20 protein-coding genes are annotated in these 13,946 nt (G+C 63.6%); 13 read left to right on the plus strand and 7 right to left on the minus strand.

Going from position 1 to position 13,946, the window contains the following annotated elements; translation table 11 throughout:
• Window positions 1-31: 31 nt before the first annotated feature.
• Together qcrC and ctaE are read right to left on the minus strand one after the other, a co-directional pair.
• Entirely contained in the window at window positions 32-844 is an 813-nt protein-coding gene (gene qcrC, locus MNQ99_RS10310; protein ID WP_127512609.1) for a cytochrome bc1 complex diheme cytochrome c subunit, read from the minus strand.
• Window positions 845-925: 81 nt separating this feature from the next.
• Window positions 926-1,564 (minus strand): aa3-type cytochrome oxidase subunit III, encoded by a 639-nt coding sequence (gene ctaE, locus MNQ99_RS10315; protein ID WP_127512608.1) that lies wholly within the window; start codon window positions 1,562-1,564, stop codon window positions 926-928.
• Between the two features lie 148 nt (window positions 1,565-1,712).
• Here ctaE and trpD point away from each other — a divergent pair, with 148 nt between their 5' ends.
• Window positions 1,713-2,765 carry an anthranilate phosphoribosyltransferase gene (trpD, locus tag MNQ99_RS10320; RefSeq protein WP_127512607.1) on the plus strand — a complete coding sequence of 351 codons (1,053 nt, stop codon included), beginning with the start codon at window positions 1,713-1,715 and terminating at the stop codon, window positions 2,763-2,765.
• A 102-nt stretch (window positions 2,766-2,867) separates the two neighbouring features.
• On the opposite strand, the gene MNQ99_RS10325 is transcribed toward trpD, so the two are convergent.
• Together MNQ99_RS10325 and MNQ99_RS10330 are read right to left on the minus strand one after the other, a co-directional pair.
• Entirely contained in the window at window positions 2,868-3,146 is a 279-nt protein-coding gene (locus MNQ99_RS10325; protein ID WP_127512606.1) for an Lrp/AsnC family transcriptional regulator, read from the minus strand.
• 44 nt (window positions 3,147-3,190) lie between these two features.
• Window positions 3,191-3,598, minus strand: a complete 408-nt coding sequence (locus tag MNQ99_RS10330; protein WP_241912896.1) for a DUF3054 domain-containing protein — start codon at window positions 3,596-3,598, stop codon at window positions 3,191-3,193.
• Between the two features lie 91 nt (window positions 3,599-3,689).
• Between MNQ99_RS10330 and MNQ99_RS10335 the strand changes: the two genes are divergently transcribed.
• The 3 genes from MNQ99_RS10335 to MNQ99_RS10345 all read left to right on the plus strand — a co-directional run bounded on the left by MNQ99_RS10335 (window position 3,690) and on the right by MNQ99_RS10345 (window position 5,241).
• Window positions 3,690-4,061: a VOC family protein gene (locus MNQ99_RS10335; protein WP_241912897.1), complete on the plus strand. Its 372-nt coding sequence runs from the start codon at window positions 3,690-3,692 to the stop codon at window positions 4,059-4,061.
• A 71-nt stretch (window positions 4,062-4,132) separates the two neighbouring features.
• On the plus strand, window positions 4,133-4,720 hold the full coding sequence (locus MNQ99_RS10340; RefSeq protein WP_241912898.1) for a hypothetical protein: 588 nt from the start codon (window positions 4,133-4,135) through the stop codon (window positions 4,718-4,720).
• Window positions 4,717-5,241 carry a hypothetical protein gene (locus tag MNQ99_RS10345; protein ID WP_127512603.1) on the plus strand — a complete coding sequence of 175 codons (525 nt, stop codon included), beginning with the start codon at window positions 4,717-4,719 and terminating at the stop codon, window positions 5,239-5,241. The genes MNQ99_RS10340 and MNQ99_RS10345 overlap by 4 nt, the downstream gene beginning before the upstream one ends.
• A 16-nt stretch (window positions 5,242-5,257) precedes the next feature.
• Here MNQ99_RS10345 and MNQ99_RS10350 read toward each other — a convergent pair whose 3' ends face one another.
• Window positions 5,258-6,004, minus strand: a complete 747-nt coding sequence (locus MNQ99_RS10350) for a GAF and ANTAR domain-containing protein (protein ID WP_241912899.1) — start codon at window positions 6,002-6,004, stop codon at window positions 5,258-5,260.
• A gap of 162 nt (window positions 6,005-6,166) precedes the next feature.
• Between MNQ99_RS10350 and MNQ99_RS10355 the strand changes: the two genes are divergently transcribed.
• The 5 genes from MNQ99_RS10355 to MNQ99_RS10375 all read left to right on the plus strand — a co-directional run bounded on the left by MNQ99_RS10355 (window position 6,167) and on the right by MNQ99_RS10375 (window position 8,301).
• A complete protein-coding gene (locus MNQ99_RS10355; protein WP_127512601.1) occupies window positions 6,167-6,496 on the plus strand; it encodes a hypothetical protein in 330 nt (109 codons plus the stop codon).
• 16 nt (window positions 6,497-6,512) lie between these two features.
• Complete coding sequence (locus MNQ99_RS10360) at window positions 6,513-6,755, plus strand: hypothetical protein (RefSeq protein ID WP_127512600.1); 243 nt, start codon at window positions 6,513-6,515, stop codon at window positions 6,753-6,755.
• Between the two features lie 91 nt (window positions 6,756-6,846).
• The gene (locus MNQ99_RS10365) at window positions 6,847-7,323 is read left to right on the plus strand and encodes a VOC family protein (protein WP_241912900.1); all 477 of its coding nucleotides are present in this window, start codon (window positions 6,847-6,849) and stop codon (window positions 7,321-7,323) included.
• Window positions 7,324-7,680: 357 nt separating this feature from the next.
• Window positions 7,681-7,884: an amidase family protein gene (locus tag MNQ99_RS19025; protein ID WP_277883538.1), complete on the plus strand. Its 204-nt coding sequence runs from the start codon at window positions 7,681-7,683 to the stop codon at window positions 7,882-7,884.
• A gap of 171 nt (window positions 7,885-8,055) precedes the next feature.
• The gene (locus tag MNQ99_RS10375; protein WP_127512598.1) at window positions 8,056-8,301 is read left to right on the plus strand and encodes a hypothetical protein; all 246 of its coding nucleotides are present in this window, start codon (window positions 8,056-8,058) and stop codon (window positions 8,299-8,301) included.
• Between the two features lie 61 nt (window positions 8,302-8,362).
• On the opposite strand, the gene MNQ99_RS10380 is transcribed toward MNQ99_RS10375, so the two are convergent.
• Entirely contained in the window at window positions 8,363-9,340 is a 978-nt protein-coding gene (locus MNQ99_RS10380; RefSeq protein WP_127512597.1) for a S1C family serine protease, read from the minus strand.
• A gap of 209 nt (window positions 9,341-9,549) precedes the next feature.
• Between MNQ99_RS10380 and MNQ99_RS10385 the strand changes: the two genes are divergently transcribed.
• From MNQ99_RS10385 to gad, 3 genes are all read left to right on the plus strand, one after another.
• A complete protein-coding gene (locus tag MNQ99_RS10385) occupies window positions 9,550-9,894 on the plus strand; it encodes an ArsR/SmtB family transcription factor (RefSeq protein ID WP_127512596.1) in 345 nt (114 codons plus the stop codon).
• Entirely contained in the window at window positions 9,891-10,382 is a 492-nt protein-coding gene (locus MNQ99_RS10390) for an SRPBCC family protein (RefSeq protein ID WP_241912901.1), read from the plus strand. The genes MNQ99_RS10385 and MNQ99_RS10390 overlap by 4 nt, the downstream gene beginning before the upstream one ends.
• Window positions 10,383-10,621: 239 nt before the next feature.
• Window positions 10,622-12,001: a glutamate decarboxylase gene (gad, locus tag MNQ99_RS10395; protein ID WP_241912902.1), complete on the plus strand. Its 1,380-nt coding sequence runs from the start codon at window positions 10,622-10,624 to the stop codon at window positions 11,999-12,001.
• 198 nt (window positions 12,002-12,199) lie between these two features.
• On the opposite strand, the gene MNQ99_RS10400 is transcribed toward gad, so the two are convergent.
• Window positions 12,200-12,652 (minus strand): hypothetical protein, encoded by a 453-nt coding sequence (locus MNQ99_RS10400; protein WP_241912903.1) that lies wholly within the window; start codon window positions 12,650-12,652, stop codon window positions 12,200-12,202.
• A 282-nt stretch (window positions 12,653-12,934) separates the two neighbouring features.
• On the opposite strand from MNQ99_RS10400, the gene MNQ99_RS19210 reads away from it, so the two are divergent.
• A complete protein-coding gene (locus MNQ99_RS19210; RefSeq protein WP_422387446.1) occupies window positions 12,935-13,180 on the plus strand; it encodes a DNA-binding protein in 246 nt (81 codons plus the stop codon).
• The last annotated feature ends 766 nt before the right edge of the window (window positions 13,181-13,946 follow it).

Consider the following 13,946-nt stretch of genomic DNA (forward strand, 5'->3'; position numbering starts at 1 on the left):
GCGGCCCTTGCGGGCCGCCGGTAAGCGAAGGTTAGGAAGACCGCTGGGTCAGCCAGATGGTGAATGCGATGACGATTCCCAATCCGGCAGTCCACATCAGCAGGCCTTCGGATACCGGACCGAGCGAGCCGAGCGAGAAGCCACCCGGGCTGCCCTGTTCTTCAATCGTCTTCAGGAAGGCGATGACATCGCGCTTCTCTTCGGGGGAGATGTTCGCGTCGCTGAACACCGGCATGTTCTGCGGGCCGGTGGCCATGGCTTCGTAAATGTGTGCTTCGCTGACGCCGGCCAGGGCGGGGGCGAACTTGCCGCGGGTCAATGCGCCGCCGGCGGCGGATGCGTTGTGGCACATGGCGCAGTTGACGCGGAAGATTTCGCCACCAGCGGCGGGATCTCCCTTAGCGACGTCGAGGAGGTCTTCCTCGGGGATGGCCGGACCGGCGCCGAGGGAGGCCACGTACGCAGCCAACTGCATGGTCTGCTCTTCGGAGAACTGGTTCGGCTTGGCCTGTGCCTGCGGTCCGGACATCTGCATCGGCATGCGGCCGGTGCCCACCTGGAAGTCAACAGCGGCGGCGCCGACGCCGATCAATGCCGGGCCGGCCTGATTGCCGTGTGCACCCTGCGGGGCCCCGACCGCACCAATTCCGTGACAAGTTGCGCAGTTGGCCACGAAGAGCTTTTCGCCCTCTTCGATGTCCTGCGCGGAAAAGTTGGTGGTCTGGGCCTTGGCCTCGTTGACATTGCCGGCGACGGCGTACAAGCCGCCGGTGACCAGCAATCCCAAGAGCAACAGGGCAACGGCAGCCAGGGGATGTCGTCGCCTCTGGGAGAGTGCCTTCACTTGATGGTTCCTAACTCTGCGGTGCGTGTGCGTAGATGTTCGGCCGGGGCGGTCCTGCAGCAGCGTGCAGGCTCTGGCCGTCTACTTCAGGAAGTAGATGATGATGAAGAGAGCGATCCACACGACGTCGACGAAGTGCCAGTAGTACGACGTGACGATGGCAGACGTGGCCTCGAAATGACCGAACTTCTTGGCGACATAGGCCCGGCCGATGATCAGCAGGAAAGCGATGAGCCCGCCCGTGACGTGAAGGCCGTGGAAGCCGGTGGTGATGTAGAACGCTGACCCGTAGGCGTTGGAGGACAGCGATACTCCCTCGGAAACGAGCATCGCGTATTCGTAGGCCTGGACGGAGACGAAAATGGCGCCGAGGAAGAACGTCAACAGGAACCACTCGACCATGCCCCACCTGGCGACATTGAGGAGACCGCCGGTACGGCGGGCCTGCAGCCGCTCAGCGGCGAAGACGCCGTACTGGCAGGTGAAGGAGCTGGACACCAGAACAATGGTGTTGGCAAGCGCGAATGGAACGTTCAACTTTTCGGTTTCAATCGCCCACATCTCGCCGGAAGTGGCGCGGAGGGTGAAGTACATGGCGAAAAGACCGGCAAAGAACATCAGCTCGCTGGAGAGCCACACAACGGTTCCGACAGAAACCAGGTTGGGGCGGTTCAGCGTTGGATGCGCCGGGGTACTGGGGGCGTGGGTTGCAGTTGTCACAAGGCCATTATGTCTATAAATCCGCCCAGTTCACCAATGCATTCGAACGCCCGGCGCGGCGTTTCGGTTCCCAACCCGCGGGATTCCGCGGAACGGCGCGGAAGTTAACAATCCGGAAGTTTCTACGAAACGTAGATAACCTAGTGAAGTGACGACGGAACCGAACGCTCAGAACGCACCCACCTGGCCGGAATTGATTTCGGCCCTGATCTCGCGGCAGGACCTTACGACCGCTCAAACGCAGTGGGCGATGAACGCCATCATGTCCGGTGGGGCCACCGATGCGCAGATGGCGGGCTTCCTGGTCGCGTTGCGCGCGAAGGGCGAAACGGTCGATGAGCTGACGGGATTGGTCGAGGCGATGGTCGGCAATGCCCGGCCGATCGAGATTCCGGGCGAGAAACTGGATATCGTCGGCACGGGCGGGGACCGGCAGAACACCGTCAACATCTCGTCCATGGCCGCCTTGGTCTGCGCAGGGGCCGGCGCGCGGATCGTCAAGCACGGGAACCGCGCCGCGTCGTCGTCCTCCGGTTCAGCCGACGTGATTGAAGCACTGGGCGTCCGTCTCGACCTCCCGGTGGAGCGGGTGGCGCAAACAGCCGTGGACGCGGGTATCACTTTCTGCTTTGCCCAGGTCTTCCATCCGTCGATGCGCTACGCGGGAGCTGTCCGCGGAGAACTGGGAGTGGCCACGGCATTCAACTTCATGGGGCCGATGACCAATCCGGCGAACCCCACGGCGGCCGCGATCGGCGTCGCCGACGCCCGGCTCGCGCCCTTGATTGCCGGCGTGCTGGCTGCCCGCGGCATCCGCGCGCTGGTGTTCCGTGGCGGGGACGGGCTGGACGAACTGACCACCACGGGTCCTTCGTCGGTATGGGAGGTCCGGAATGGTGCCGTGACGGAGCACGAACTGGATCCCCTGGACCTCGGCATCCCCCGGGCCACCCTGGACGACCTGCGCGGCGGCGACGCCGCGGCAAATGCCGAAGTGGTGCGCCGTGTGCTGGCAGGCGATAAAGGGCCGGTGCGGGACGCCGTCGTTCTCAATGCCGCGGCCGCCCTGGTGGCCAACGACGTATCCGCGGACGCACCGCTGCTGGAGCGGCTGGCGGGCGGTCTGGAGCGCGCCAACGAGGCCATCGACAGCGGGGCCGCCGCCGGAGCCTTGCAGCGCTGGATCGACGTCACGAGCTGACACCTGCAGGCTCAGCGGCCTGCGACAACCGCTTAAGCCGAAAAGCCCCGGACGCCAGTTGAACGTGACTGGCGTCCGGGGCATTTCTGCGTGGGGAGGGCCCTACTCGAATCCGAGCGAGAAAGCGGCATCCAAGTCATGTTTTGAATAGGCGCGGAATGCGATGTGCGTGGTGGTGGCCTGCACGCCCTTGACCTTTGAGAGGCGGTCGGCGATGACGTCGGCCAGCTCGTCGTGTTTGGCAACCCGTGCCACAGCGATCAAATCCCATTCGCCGGTGACCGAGTAGACCTCGCTGATGCCCTCGAGCTCTGAGATTTCCTGGGCGCACTCCGGAATACGGGTTGCGTCGGTCCGGATGAGAACGAATGCTGTAGCCACTGCACTGCCTTTCTGCTGGAGCGGTATCTTTCCTACCACCGAGGTTATTCCACCCGTCGGCGGAAGCGTAGTTTGATGAACAGCGCGGCCAGCGCACGCCATCCCAGCAACAGCACGCCGAGCACCAAGAGCGTCACGATCTGGAATGACAGGGCAAGCCCACCGCCGGCGAGGCCGCGCAGGGCGAGACCCAAGACCACTGCTGCCAGCCAGACCGCGACGCCGGTGGGCCAGAGGGCGGTCGGTCGCCGCCAGGCGCGTAAAGCGGCCCAGCCGATGAGTGCGCCTATCAGGAAAGGGGCGGCGGTGGTGAGGATGCCGACGGCGCCCAGTCCGTGTTCATGCGTGTTTCGGCCCGCTGCCGCAAAAATGACGATGGCTGCCAGATCCAGGACCAGTGACCCTGCAACCAGCGGGAGGCCAGCGCGAAGCCAGGGAGAAGTTTCAATCACCACTCCACACTATCGGGCGGAGGCGGGCGTACCATTCGGCTGAGGGGCCTCCGGCGCGTGGAGCCTGGGGCCGGCCGGACGGAGGGCGGACATGAAGCTGGCGCAGGTCGCCTTGGGCGTGCGGGACCTCGGGCGCGCGACTGCTTTCTACACGGAGCTGTTGGGCTATCCGCCGGCCGGCATCTTCGATCCGCCGGGGCTGGTGTTCTTCGATCTCGAGGGCGTCCGGCTGTTGCTGGAGGTTGGTGCGCCTGCGGCTCTCTTGTACCTGCAGGTGGACTCGGTCCGGTTACAAGTAGAGGAACTGCGCGGGCACGGGACGTCGGTTGTCGAGGAGCCGCGCGCCATCTTCCGGCACGCCGACGATTCGTTGGGGCCCGCGGGAACGGATGAATGGATGGCTTTCGTCCGCGACTCCGAAGGCAATCTGTTGGGATTTGCCAGCCACGAGCCGGCGGAATAGCGGCAAAAGTTTGCACCGGACAGTTACAACCCTGCATACTTGTAGGATCCAGTACAAGGAAGCAGGGTTGTATGTTTGTCCTGACGGTCGATCAGCGCAGGTCCCGAAGCCGCGAAGATCTGGTCCAGGAAGCGCTTGATGTCCTGAACACTGACTCTGCCCGGCCGCTGCTTCGTGGCTTTGAACGGACCGCCGGGGATGAGATGCAAGCGGTGACATCGGACGCTTCCGTGGCGGTGGACATTGCGCTGGACCTAGCTGCCAGCAACAACTGGAGCGTAGGCATCGGCGTCGGACGGGTTGATGAACCGCTGCCGGAATCCACGAGGGCGGGCTCCGGCGAGGCGTTCGAGCGCGCCCGGGAAGCCGTGACCGCGGCCAAGACCTCGCCGGGAAACATCGCCGTCGCCGGTGCGCGAGCGGAAGCCGGACATGCCGAGGCGGTGCTGCAGTTGCTGGTATCCGTGGCACGCAAGCGCAGCAAGGAGGCCCGCGAAGCCGGGGAGCTCAGTGATCAAGGACTCACCCAGCAGCACATCGCCGACAGGCTGGGGATAACCCAGCAAGCTGTCTCAAGCAGGCTGCATAGTGGACTCTGGCACGAGTGCCGCCGGGGGCAATCGGCTGCACAAGCACTGCTGGAAGGAGCTGATCGATGAGCGCCGTGGCACTGGTAGTGCTTTGCGTGGCCGCCGCCGTGGCCGGCCCTATGTACTTTGAGCGGTTCCAGGGAGCTGGAAACCGCTGGCTGTATGCCGCCAGCGCCCTCTCGCTGCTTCTCCTGGGGGTTGCCGCGCTGTTGGCTGCGGGGGGTCCCGGCGGGCTGGGGCCGGTCGCCTATGCCTTGGGCGTGGCGGCGGCCGCGATCGGCGGCGGCCCGGCCACGGTCACCATTCTGCGGTTGTCGTTTAATGCCTCCCACCCGGACAACCACAGCGACCCGGAAGAGTCTCCGGTTCTGCGCGGCGGTGCCTGGATCGGAGTGCTCGAGCGGACAGCCATTGCCTCCACCTTGTTGGCTGGCTGGCCGGAAGGACTGGCTGTTGTCCTGGCGGTGAAAGGACTGGGCCGGTATTCAGAGCTCGGCCAGTCCGGGGCTGCTGAACGGTTCATCCTGGGCACGTTCGCCAGCGTGTTGTGGGCCGCGGCGGCCACCGGAATTGCGGTGCTGGTGCGCTGAGCCGGCGCGGTGCCGGTCAGTCGTCAAAGCGCGTGGCGGCGCCGGCCAGCGGTTCGACGATGCCCTGTGCTACGTCACGAAGTTTGACGTTGCGGGCGTTTGAAGCACGTCGCAGAATCTCCATGGCCTCCAGTTGGCTGCAGGAGTTCTGGCCCATGACGATGCCAGCGGCAAGGTTGATCGTGGTGCGGGACTCCAAGGCCGCTACCAAATGCGCCGTCCGCTGGGCCATCCGGTCTATCCGTTCCGCGAGCAGAAGGGGTTTGGCCGCGATCCGAGCATAGGTGGAGGCTGCCGCGAGAACCGCTTCGGAGAATCCGTGGTCGCGGCGTTGATAGTAGGACACGACCGCCCCCAAGCCGCCGTCGTCCACACGGAGTGGTACCGCCAGGATGGAGCCGATCCCGGCCGATGCTGCCTCCGCCATCAAGTCGTTCCAGCGGTTCTCCTTCCCGACGTCGTGCACGAGCACGGCGGCTCCGGAACGCAAGGCACTCAGTCCCGGGCCGTCGTCGTACTTTGGTTGGTACTCCGCCCAGGACGTCGGGCTGTGTCCGGGTGACATCGGGCTGTGCCCGGGCGAAACGGTGCGGTCCCGGGGGCCGCGTATCACCAGCACGCTGCAGGCAACCTCTCCGCGGTCGTCAATGACCGCGGCGGCATGCTGGGCAAGCTGGTCAAGGAAGTCCTGCAGATCGTCGCTGTTGAGCAGCGCGTCCTGCATCGTGTCGATCAACTGCGCCTCTAATTCGGCCTCACTCATGGCAGCCACCCCAGCAGGGCGGGCCACCGCCTGTGGGCATCCAGCCCGCGTTTCGTCCGTTCGGAAACATTATGACGTGCTTTGTTGCCTGTGTCACACACCTCCTCTTATGATGGTGCCCGGTCAAGGAGCGGCCATGGGGAACTCTTGAGGGGACTTACTATGGATCCCAAATTGCGTGTAGTCGTTCATGTGGACATTGACCGGGAATCCGCACAGATTGAAGTGCGTGGACATGTGACAACCCGAAACATCGTGGCGCTCTATTCGCTGGTCCGGCGCACCAGCGCGCTGGCATCCGGCCTCGGCGTCATTATCAACCTGCAGCACGCTCGGATTGAAGCTGCAGCACTCGAGGAGCTGCACGATTGCAGCGCGAGCGAACACCTGCCCGGTTATGTGGCCCATGAGGGGGAGGGCTGCAGGCTACGGGTTATCGATCCGCCAGGCACCGGTGCCGCCGCCTTGGCCATGGCCGGCTCCGCGGGCTGAGCCGGGGGAGGCCGACATGACGTTGACCGCCGGTGGGCGTTCCGCCCAACCCAGTCCGGACGTGCCGAATGCACCCGATTGCCAGCACTGTGGCACCGACCAATATCTCATCGTCGAGGAATTCACGCCGTTGCGCCTGCTTCCGGATGGGCGGCGGGTGCCGGCAAACGCCAGTTACAGCTGCAGCCGATGCGGATCCTTCAGCGGTCACGAAGTGCCCGATTCATGGACGCCCGTCGGCTGGTTCTGGTACGCCTGACGCATGCGGTACGGCTAACACATCTGGTACGCCTGACGCATGCGGTACGGCTAACACATCTGGTACGTCCAACACAGGGGAGTAACCCATCATGCAGAAGATCACACCGTGCCTCTGGTTCGACGGCGAAGCCGAGGAAGCGGCAAGGTTCTACGTCCAGCTGTTCAAGAACTCGAATATCCTCGACGTCACGCACTACGGCGAGAGCGGACCCGGCGCAGAAGGGCAGGTCTTGACCGTCGAGTTCGAGCTGGACGGTCAGAGCTTTACTGCGCTGAACGGGGGAGCGCAGTTCACCTTCAATGAGGCGGTGTCGATGCAGGTGGACTGTGAGGACCAGGCGGAGGTGGACCGGCTCTGGGATGCCTTGACCGCCGACGGGGGAGCCGAGAGCCAGTGCGGCTGGCTCAAGGACAAATACGGATTGTCCTGGCAAATCATTCCATCGGTGCTGCCGCGGCTGATCGGCGGCCCGGATCCGCAGAAAGCCCAGCGCGCCATGGAAGCGATGCTGCAGATGAAGAAAATCGACATCGACGAACTGCAGCGCGCTTACGACGCCGGCTAGCAGCTTTCTCCGGTGGGCGCGACTGCCGCGGCGGCGGGCATCGGCAACGGTAGCGTGACGACCTGACGCTCGACGCAGCCGGAGGGGCAGTCCTGGAGTCCTATGAGTATGCATCGCTCGATGCCGTGGGACTCCGCGAGTTGATAATCGACGGCGAACAATCGGCCGACGAGGTCTTGGAATGCGCCCGTGCCGCCATCAGGTTGCGGCCGAACCCGTTGCTGCGGCGGAGATACTGGTATTTGCGCCGCCGGCCGTGCGATGTTGTCGTTCCCCGGCAGGTCGACGCGTCCCTGCTTGAGGCGGTCCCGCAGAAGGTGTTGATCGAAACAGCTGCGTCCGGTGCCGGCGCTCTCGATGCCGTTATGCAGGCCCAGCAGCCCCGAGGGCGACGTCCGGTCCAGGCTGCGCAAGCATTTCGGCTACGGCCCGTTCTCTGCGGCGTTGAATGTGCATGGGCACCCAGCCATCAGCCTGCCGTTGGGGGGAGAGAGCCGCGAGGGGCTGCCAATAGGGGTGCAGTTGGTGGCGACGATGGGCGGCGAGGATCTGCTGCTGTAGGTGCCCGCCGAGTTGGAGCAGGCCATGCCGCGGAAGGCCGCCAGCCGTCCATCTTCGCCAAGTAGCGTCTCTGCCAACCTGCGTTTTGGCGCGTGCGGCCGATTGCCTCCCGGCGGCCGGTATGGCGCGGACACCCTTGTGGCTTCCGTTATGCGGGCGTATACCGGAGTTATGTTTACTCCGGTTGGTCCGTTGGTGCATTGGCTGGAATTTTTTGCCTGGAGCGCAGCTCTTGTCGGACTGGTGGTCTTCCTGCTCGCCGCGGATTCAATAGTGCTCTCACACCCCCACGGCGAACGGCTGACACAGGACCACTCCAGGCATGTCACGATGCTGGTTGCCGGATGGCTTGCCGTCATCGGCGCGGTGACCGGGTTCGTCCTGACAGCCATGGCTGTGTGGAACGGTAGTTACTGAAAGCACCAGCCTTAAGGACGGGGCGGCTCACGCAGCCCGTTACGACCATGCACGGATGTCTTTAAGTAGATTCTGACATTTCCTCTGGCAGGGCTATGACATCCACCAGCGCCCCTGACCTCAGGACGGTCAGGGGAAAAGGAACGCCGATGGCGTCGGCGAAGAGCAGCTTCTGGAGGCTTTCCGCACTTGAGACATGACGTCGGCCGGCGTCCACCACCAGATCGCCTGGCTTTATCCCGGCGCGCTCAGCGGGGGAGCCGGCAATGACCTCAACAACTCTCAGCGCTTCCCGCTGTCCCGAACGAAGAGCCATGTGCGCCGGAAGGCGTACCGGCGTGCTCACCAAGCCAAGATAGGCCCGCCGAACCCGACCGGCGCTCATCAGCGCGGAGATGATGCGGCGCGTTGTGGCATTGATGGGAACCGCCAGCCCCAGGCCTGTACCGGCGACGGCGGTGTTGATCCCGACCACGCGTCCCTGGCTGTCGGCGAGGGCGCCGCCCGAATTGCCCGGATTAAGCGCTGCGTCTGTTTGAATCACGTCTTCGATCACATGCCGGCCACGACCCGTTCGGGTGGGAATCGACCGTCCAAGCCCGCTGACAACACCGGCCGTGACCGATCCGGCCAGTCCCAAGGGGTTGCCTACCGCAATAACCAGCTGGCCCACGCGCAGCGATTCGGCGTCGCCGAGCTCTGCGGGCGGCGGCGTGTTCGAAGGCCCCCGAATGACCGCCAGGTCGGACAAGAGATCAGCGCCGATAATCTCGATCTCCGCGACTTCACCATTGGCGAAGGCGGCAGAGCCGGCCGTGGCACCCGCAACGACGTGGGCGTTAGTCAACATATAGCCATCCTGGGTGAACACCACAGCGGACCCGCTGCCAACCAGGACCCTGCTGCCGCGGCCGTTCCTCACCTCTACGGCAGCAACGTGCGGGGTGACGATTTCGGCAACACGCATGACTGTTTGCGAGTAGGTGTCCATCGGATCGCGGTCTGAAGAACGGTCCGGGCCCATTCCATTGATGTCCATGGAATTCCTTGAGTACGTCGGGTAATAGTGGAACGATTTTGGAGCCGGTGCTAATCCAGATGTTGCTACGCCGTCAGTGAACGTGCCCTCCATCCGAGGAGGAAGGGAGGTGGGCTGTGCACACCCTTCAGAAGCCGCAAGGGTTCCAGAGCACTGTGGACAGACACTTAGCCCTTGCGCTTACCATTCGGTAGCGGTAACTTAGCCGCATGGCTCAGTATTCGACTCAACTCGACGGTGTATTCCAAGCCCTCGCGGATCCGACCCGGCGAGCCGTGCTCGGCCGGCTGGGGGCGGGGTCGGCGAGCATCGGCGAGCTGGCAGCTCCCTTCGACATGGCGCTGCCGTCGTTCATGAAGCACATCCGCTACCTCCAGAACACGGGGTGGATTACGACGCGCAAGACGGGGCGGGTGCGGATCTGCACACTCGTCCCGAAATCGTTTGATGACATCGAGGCCTGGCTCAGCGAACAGCGACGAATTTGGGAGGCGCGCACCGACCGCCTCGAGCACTTCGTCACCACCACGCAAGATAAGGAAGCATCGAAATGACCACCACCCTCCACCCTGAACTCGACCTGACCGTCTCCCGAATCATCAAGGCCCCACGTTCGGCCATCTGGAAAGCTTGGGCCGAACCCCAGAGTTTTGAGCAATGGTGGGTTCCCGCGCCGGCGGTCTGTCGTGTGCGGGACATGGACCTTCGCCCAGGTGGGGCCTTCCGCACCGAGATCAGCCAGGACGGCGGCGCGTTTGGACCACACATCACCGGCTGCTTCCTCGCCGTAGACGAGCTTGAGCGGATCGTCTTCACGGACGCACTCGTTGCCGGATGGCGCCCCGCGGAAGCATCATTCGTGACCGCCGTCATCACCATGAAGGAACACACTGACGGAACCGAGTACACGGCCACCGCCTTGCACCGCAACATCGCCGATCGTGACGAGCACGAGCAACTGGGCTTCTACGATGGCTGGGGCACAGTCATCCGTCAGCTCGCCGAGCGCGTCGAGTCGCGTGCGAGACCTGAAGCTTGTTGAGGCCAGCTCGTTCAAAAACGGTCGGGCGCTTCCGCTCCACGAGAGCAAGAAATAGGCGGAAAGCCCGTACTCGCGACTCCATCGTCTGGGTTCTTTGCTTCTCTTTCACCCTCATTGGGTGACGACTGCCCCCACTGGAAGCTCTAGCTTGAAGAGGATGTGACCGACCAGCCTTGGTCCCTCATGAAACTCTCTCAAGGCTTCCGCCGTCGAACGGGAGGCCAGCTAAAGGAGAAGCGATGTCAACCAATTTCCAGCCGACGGATGCCGACGCGGCGCTCTTCGGCAATCGATTCGTTACGCAAGAGGTTCCGAGCCGGGTGTTCCCGGATACGGGCATGCCTGCCCAGGACGCTTTGCGGCTGGTGTCGGAGGACCTGGCGCTGGAGGGTGATCCGGCCCGGAACCTGGCGACCTTCGTGACGACGTGGATGGAGCCGCAGGCCCAGCGGATCATCGCCGAGAACCTGCATCGCAATTTCATTGACCATGCTGAGTATCCCCGCACGGCGGAGATCGAACAGCGCTGCATTCGGATGCTCGCCGATCTCTTTCACGCGCCCGGTGAGACGACCGGGGCCCGAACCCAAGGATCGTCTGAGGCGATCATGCTTGGCGGCCTGTCCTTGAAGTGGAATTGGCGCAAGCGCCGTGAAGCCGCCGGCGCGTCGGCGTCGAGCCCGAACCTGGTGTTCGGCGGGGACGTGCATGTGGTGTGGGAGAAGTTCTGCCGCTATTTCGACGTCGAGCCGCGCATCGTGCCGCTGCGGCCGGGGAAGTACACGATCGGCCCGGACGACGTGCAGGCCCATGTTGATGAGAACACCATCGGTGTCGCAGCCGTGTTGGGTACGACGTTTACCGGGCACAAAGACGACATCGTCGGCATCAACGATTTGCTAGTCCGGATCAAGCGTGAGCGGGGCCTTGATGTGCCGCTGCACGTGGACGGTGCCAGTGGGGGATTCGTCTGGCCTTTCCTCTATCCGGACTCCGAGTGGGACTTCCGGCTCGAGCAGGTCCGCTCGATCAATGTCTCCGGGCACAAGTTCGGGCTGGTCTATCCCGGCATCGGCTGGCTGATCTTCCGGGAGAAGGCCGACCTGGCCAAGGACCTTGTCTTCGAGGAGAACTATCTCGGCAAGACCGACTCGACGTTCACCCTGAACTTCTCCACCGGCTCCTCGATGGTTCTCGCCCAGTACTACAACTTCGTGCGTTATGGCCGTGCCGGTTACAGCTACATCATGCAGAACATGCAGGCCAATGCTGGAGTCCTCGCCGACAAGTTGGAGGCCATGGGGCGGTTCGAAATCATCGGCCGCGCCGAGGAGCAACTTCCCCTGGTCGCTTTCCGACTGGCTGATGACGCCGGGTACGACGAGTTCGACCTTGCCTGGCAGCTCGCGGCAGAGCGGGGCTGGATGGTGCCGGCGTACACGCTGCCGCCGGACGCCCAAAACGTAACGATCATGCGTGCCTTGGTCAAGGAAACGCTGAGCCGGGAGCACGTCGACACGCTCGCCCGGGACATCGAAGAGGCGTGTTCCACGCTGGCGAAGAAGGGCGGGGCTCACGAAGCCGAACGGCGGAAGATCGTCACCGGACCCGGCCACTGATGCCGGGTGGCCTGGCTCGCCGACCACCCACACGACGTCGTCACACTGAGCAGCAATCTCAGGTTCGAGATTATTGCACGCACGTAGACCTAACCGCATTCTTCAGCGACTGAGCGTCGAAACGGACCTGCGCGGGTCCGCGCATGCACGGACGGGGATTAGCCTCAGGGGGCCATGCCTGGGGGAGTGCGAGGCCGGTTATTCCCTGTCGAGCCCGGCGCCACTTCTGAGTGTCTGCGCCTTCTCCGACACGGAGCGGCTCGATAGGAGGAGATAGCCTGCAACGATCAAGATCAGGTGGACCGCCGAGTTCATCCCGCCTTCTATGACCCATCCCTCGCCCCAACGTGGTTTGGGATAGTTGAGATTGAGCACCGTCGATCCTTGTGCCGTGATGGCGGCGCTCACCGCGATTTGAATGAGGGTTGCTGCAATGAACCCCGAACGAAACACGAAACGAGTGCCCTTGGGTCGATTTCGTACCGCCGGGCCCAGCAGGGCGATGGACGCGCTACCAACTGCCGCTATGGCCAGCATTTGGAGGAAGCCCGGGTTCGGCTCGGTGACAGCGATCAGCTGATTATCGATGCCTAAAACCGCGCCGCCGCGGAGCCCCACAATTTGGATCGTGAGGAAGCCGATGAGGAGCACGGTGATACCGCTGACGAGCAGTCCACCTGCAAACCAGATTAGCTTCGTGATGTCATGCTCCTTCTTCTCGCCTGGTTCTGGCTACCGCTCATTCTGCCTCATCACGAGGGCCGGATTGCCTCACCACGCAAACCCTTTATTCCGGCGCCAACAGGTGGGTGCCGGGGGACCGGCGTATTCGCAGTTCTGGGGAAGGCACCGTCTGCTACTGGCACCCCTGCGTATCGAGTGTGTGCGTATTGCTGGTGAGAAGACCCTAATCAGATCGTTACGGTCTCCAGCGTGCGGGAGGCCGCCGGGGTCTCGATCGCGGACGCGACCCGGTATCTGAAGCAATGGCGCGAGGAGAAGGCATCCGCCGGCACTCAGATCGCCGCGACTCCTCAAACCGTTTTGGAGCACGCGGCGCGGCTGGCCGGCACGGTCTGGGCCGAGGCCGCCAAGTTTGCCGACGACCGACATGCCGCCGTCGAGGCCAATGGGAGCGCGACCGCAGAGACAAAGACCAAGAACTGGCCGAACTGGTAGCCGACCTCGACCGCATCGCCGTCGAGAAAGGCCAGGCCATCGCTGACCTGACAGCCCAGCTCAAGGCGGCCGCCACGCGGCTGGAGGGCGCAGAGAAAAACGCAGGCGAAGCCGTCGGAGCAGCCGAACGCGCACGCGGGGAGAACAACAGTCTCAAGACCGAACTCTCCGCCGCCGAAGCCAGGACCGCCACCCTGCAGCAAACCATCGACGCGCTCCTGCAGCGCATCACACCGGTCACGGAGGAAAACGAGGGCATGGGACCTTGAGGCCGTCCTCCTGTGGATGGATGCACATGGGGGACTCCCTTGTTTATTCAGGTTCGGTCGGCCTTGAACTGTGCCTGCCGCACCAAGTCCTTGAGGGATGTGAGGGAGGCCGCGTAGTCATTCGGCAGGTCCGGCTCGACCTGGGTCACCATTCCACCCTAATGTGCGCCAATGACGCGCTGGCCCCAATTGTCCAGACAATGTCTGGACAATTGGCATCGGCCGTGGCTCGCAGGGGGCGGACGCGCCGTGCGGCGATCCTCGTCGGTGCGGTAGGAGGATCCGAGGCCGGTAGGACCAGCAATTTCGCCACAGTCTGTGGCCATATTGGGAGCTTCATTTCATTTGCTTGGTTCGGGCGTACGGACCTGAGCCTCGATCCGGTCGCGGCAGGGCTCATGGCTGAGTCGATTGGCCCAGCTGTTGCTTTTGTGTTGCTTTTTGCTTGACTGAGGGAATTTTTCCTGACACGGCCCTGATATGGATTCAGCCACACG

It is taken from the genome of Arthrobacter sulfonylureivorans (assembly GCF_022637435.1).
GTDB lineage: Bacteria > Actinomycetota > Actinomycetes > Actinomycetales > Micrococcaceae > Crystallibacter > Crystallibacter sulfonylureivorans.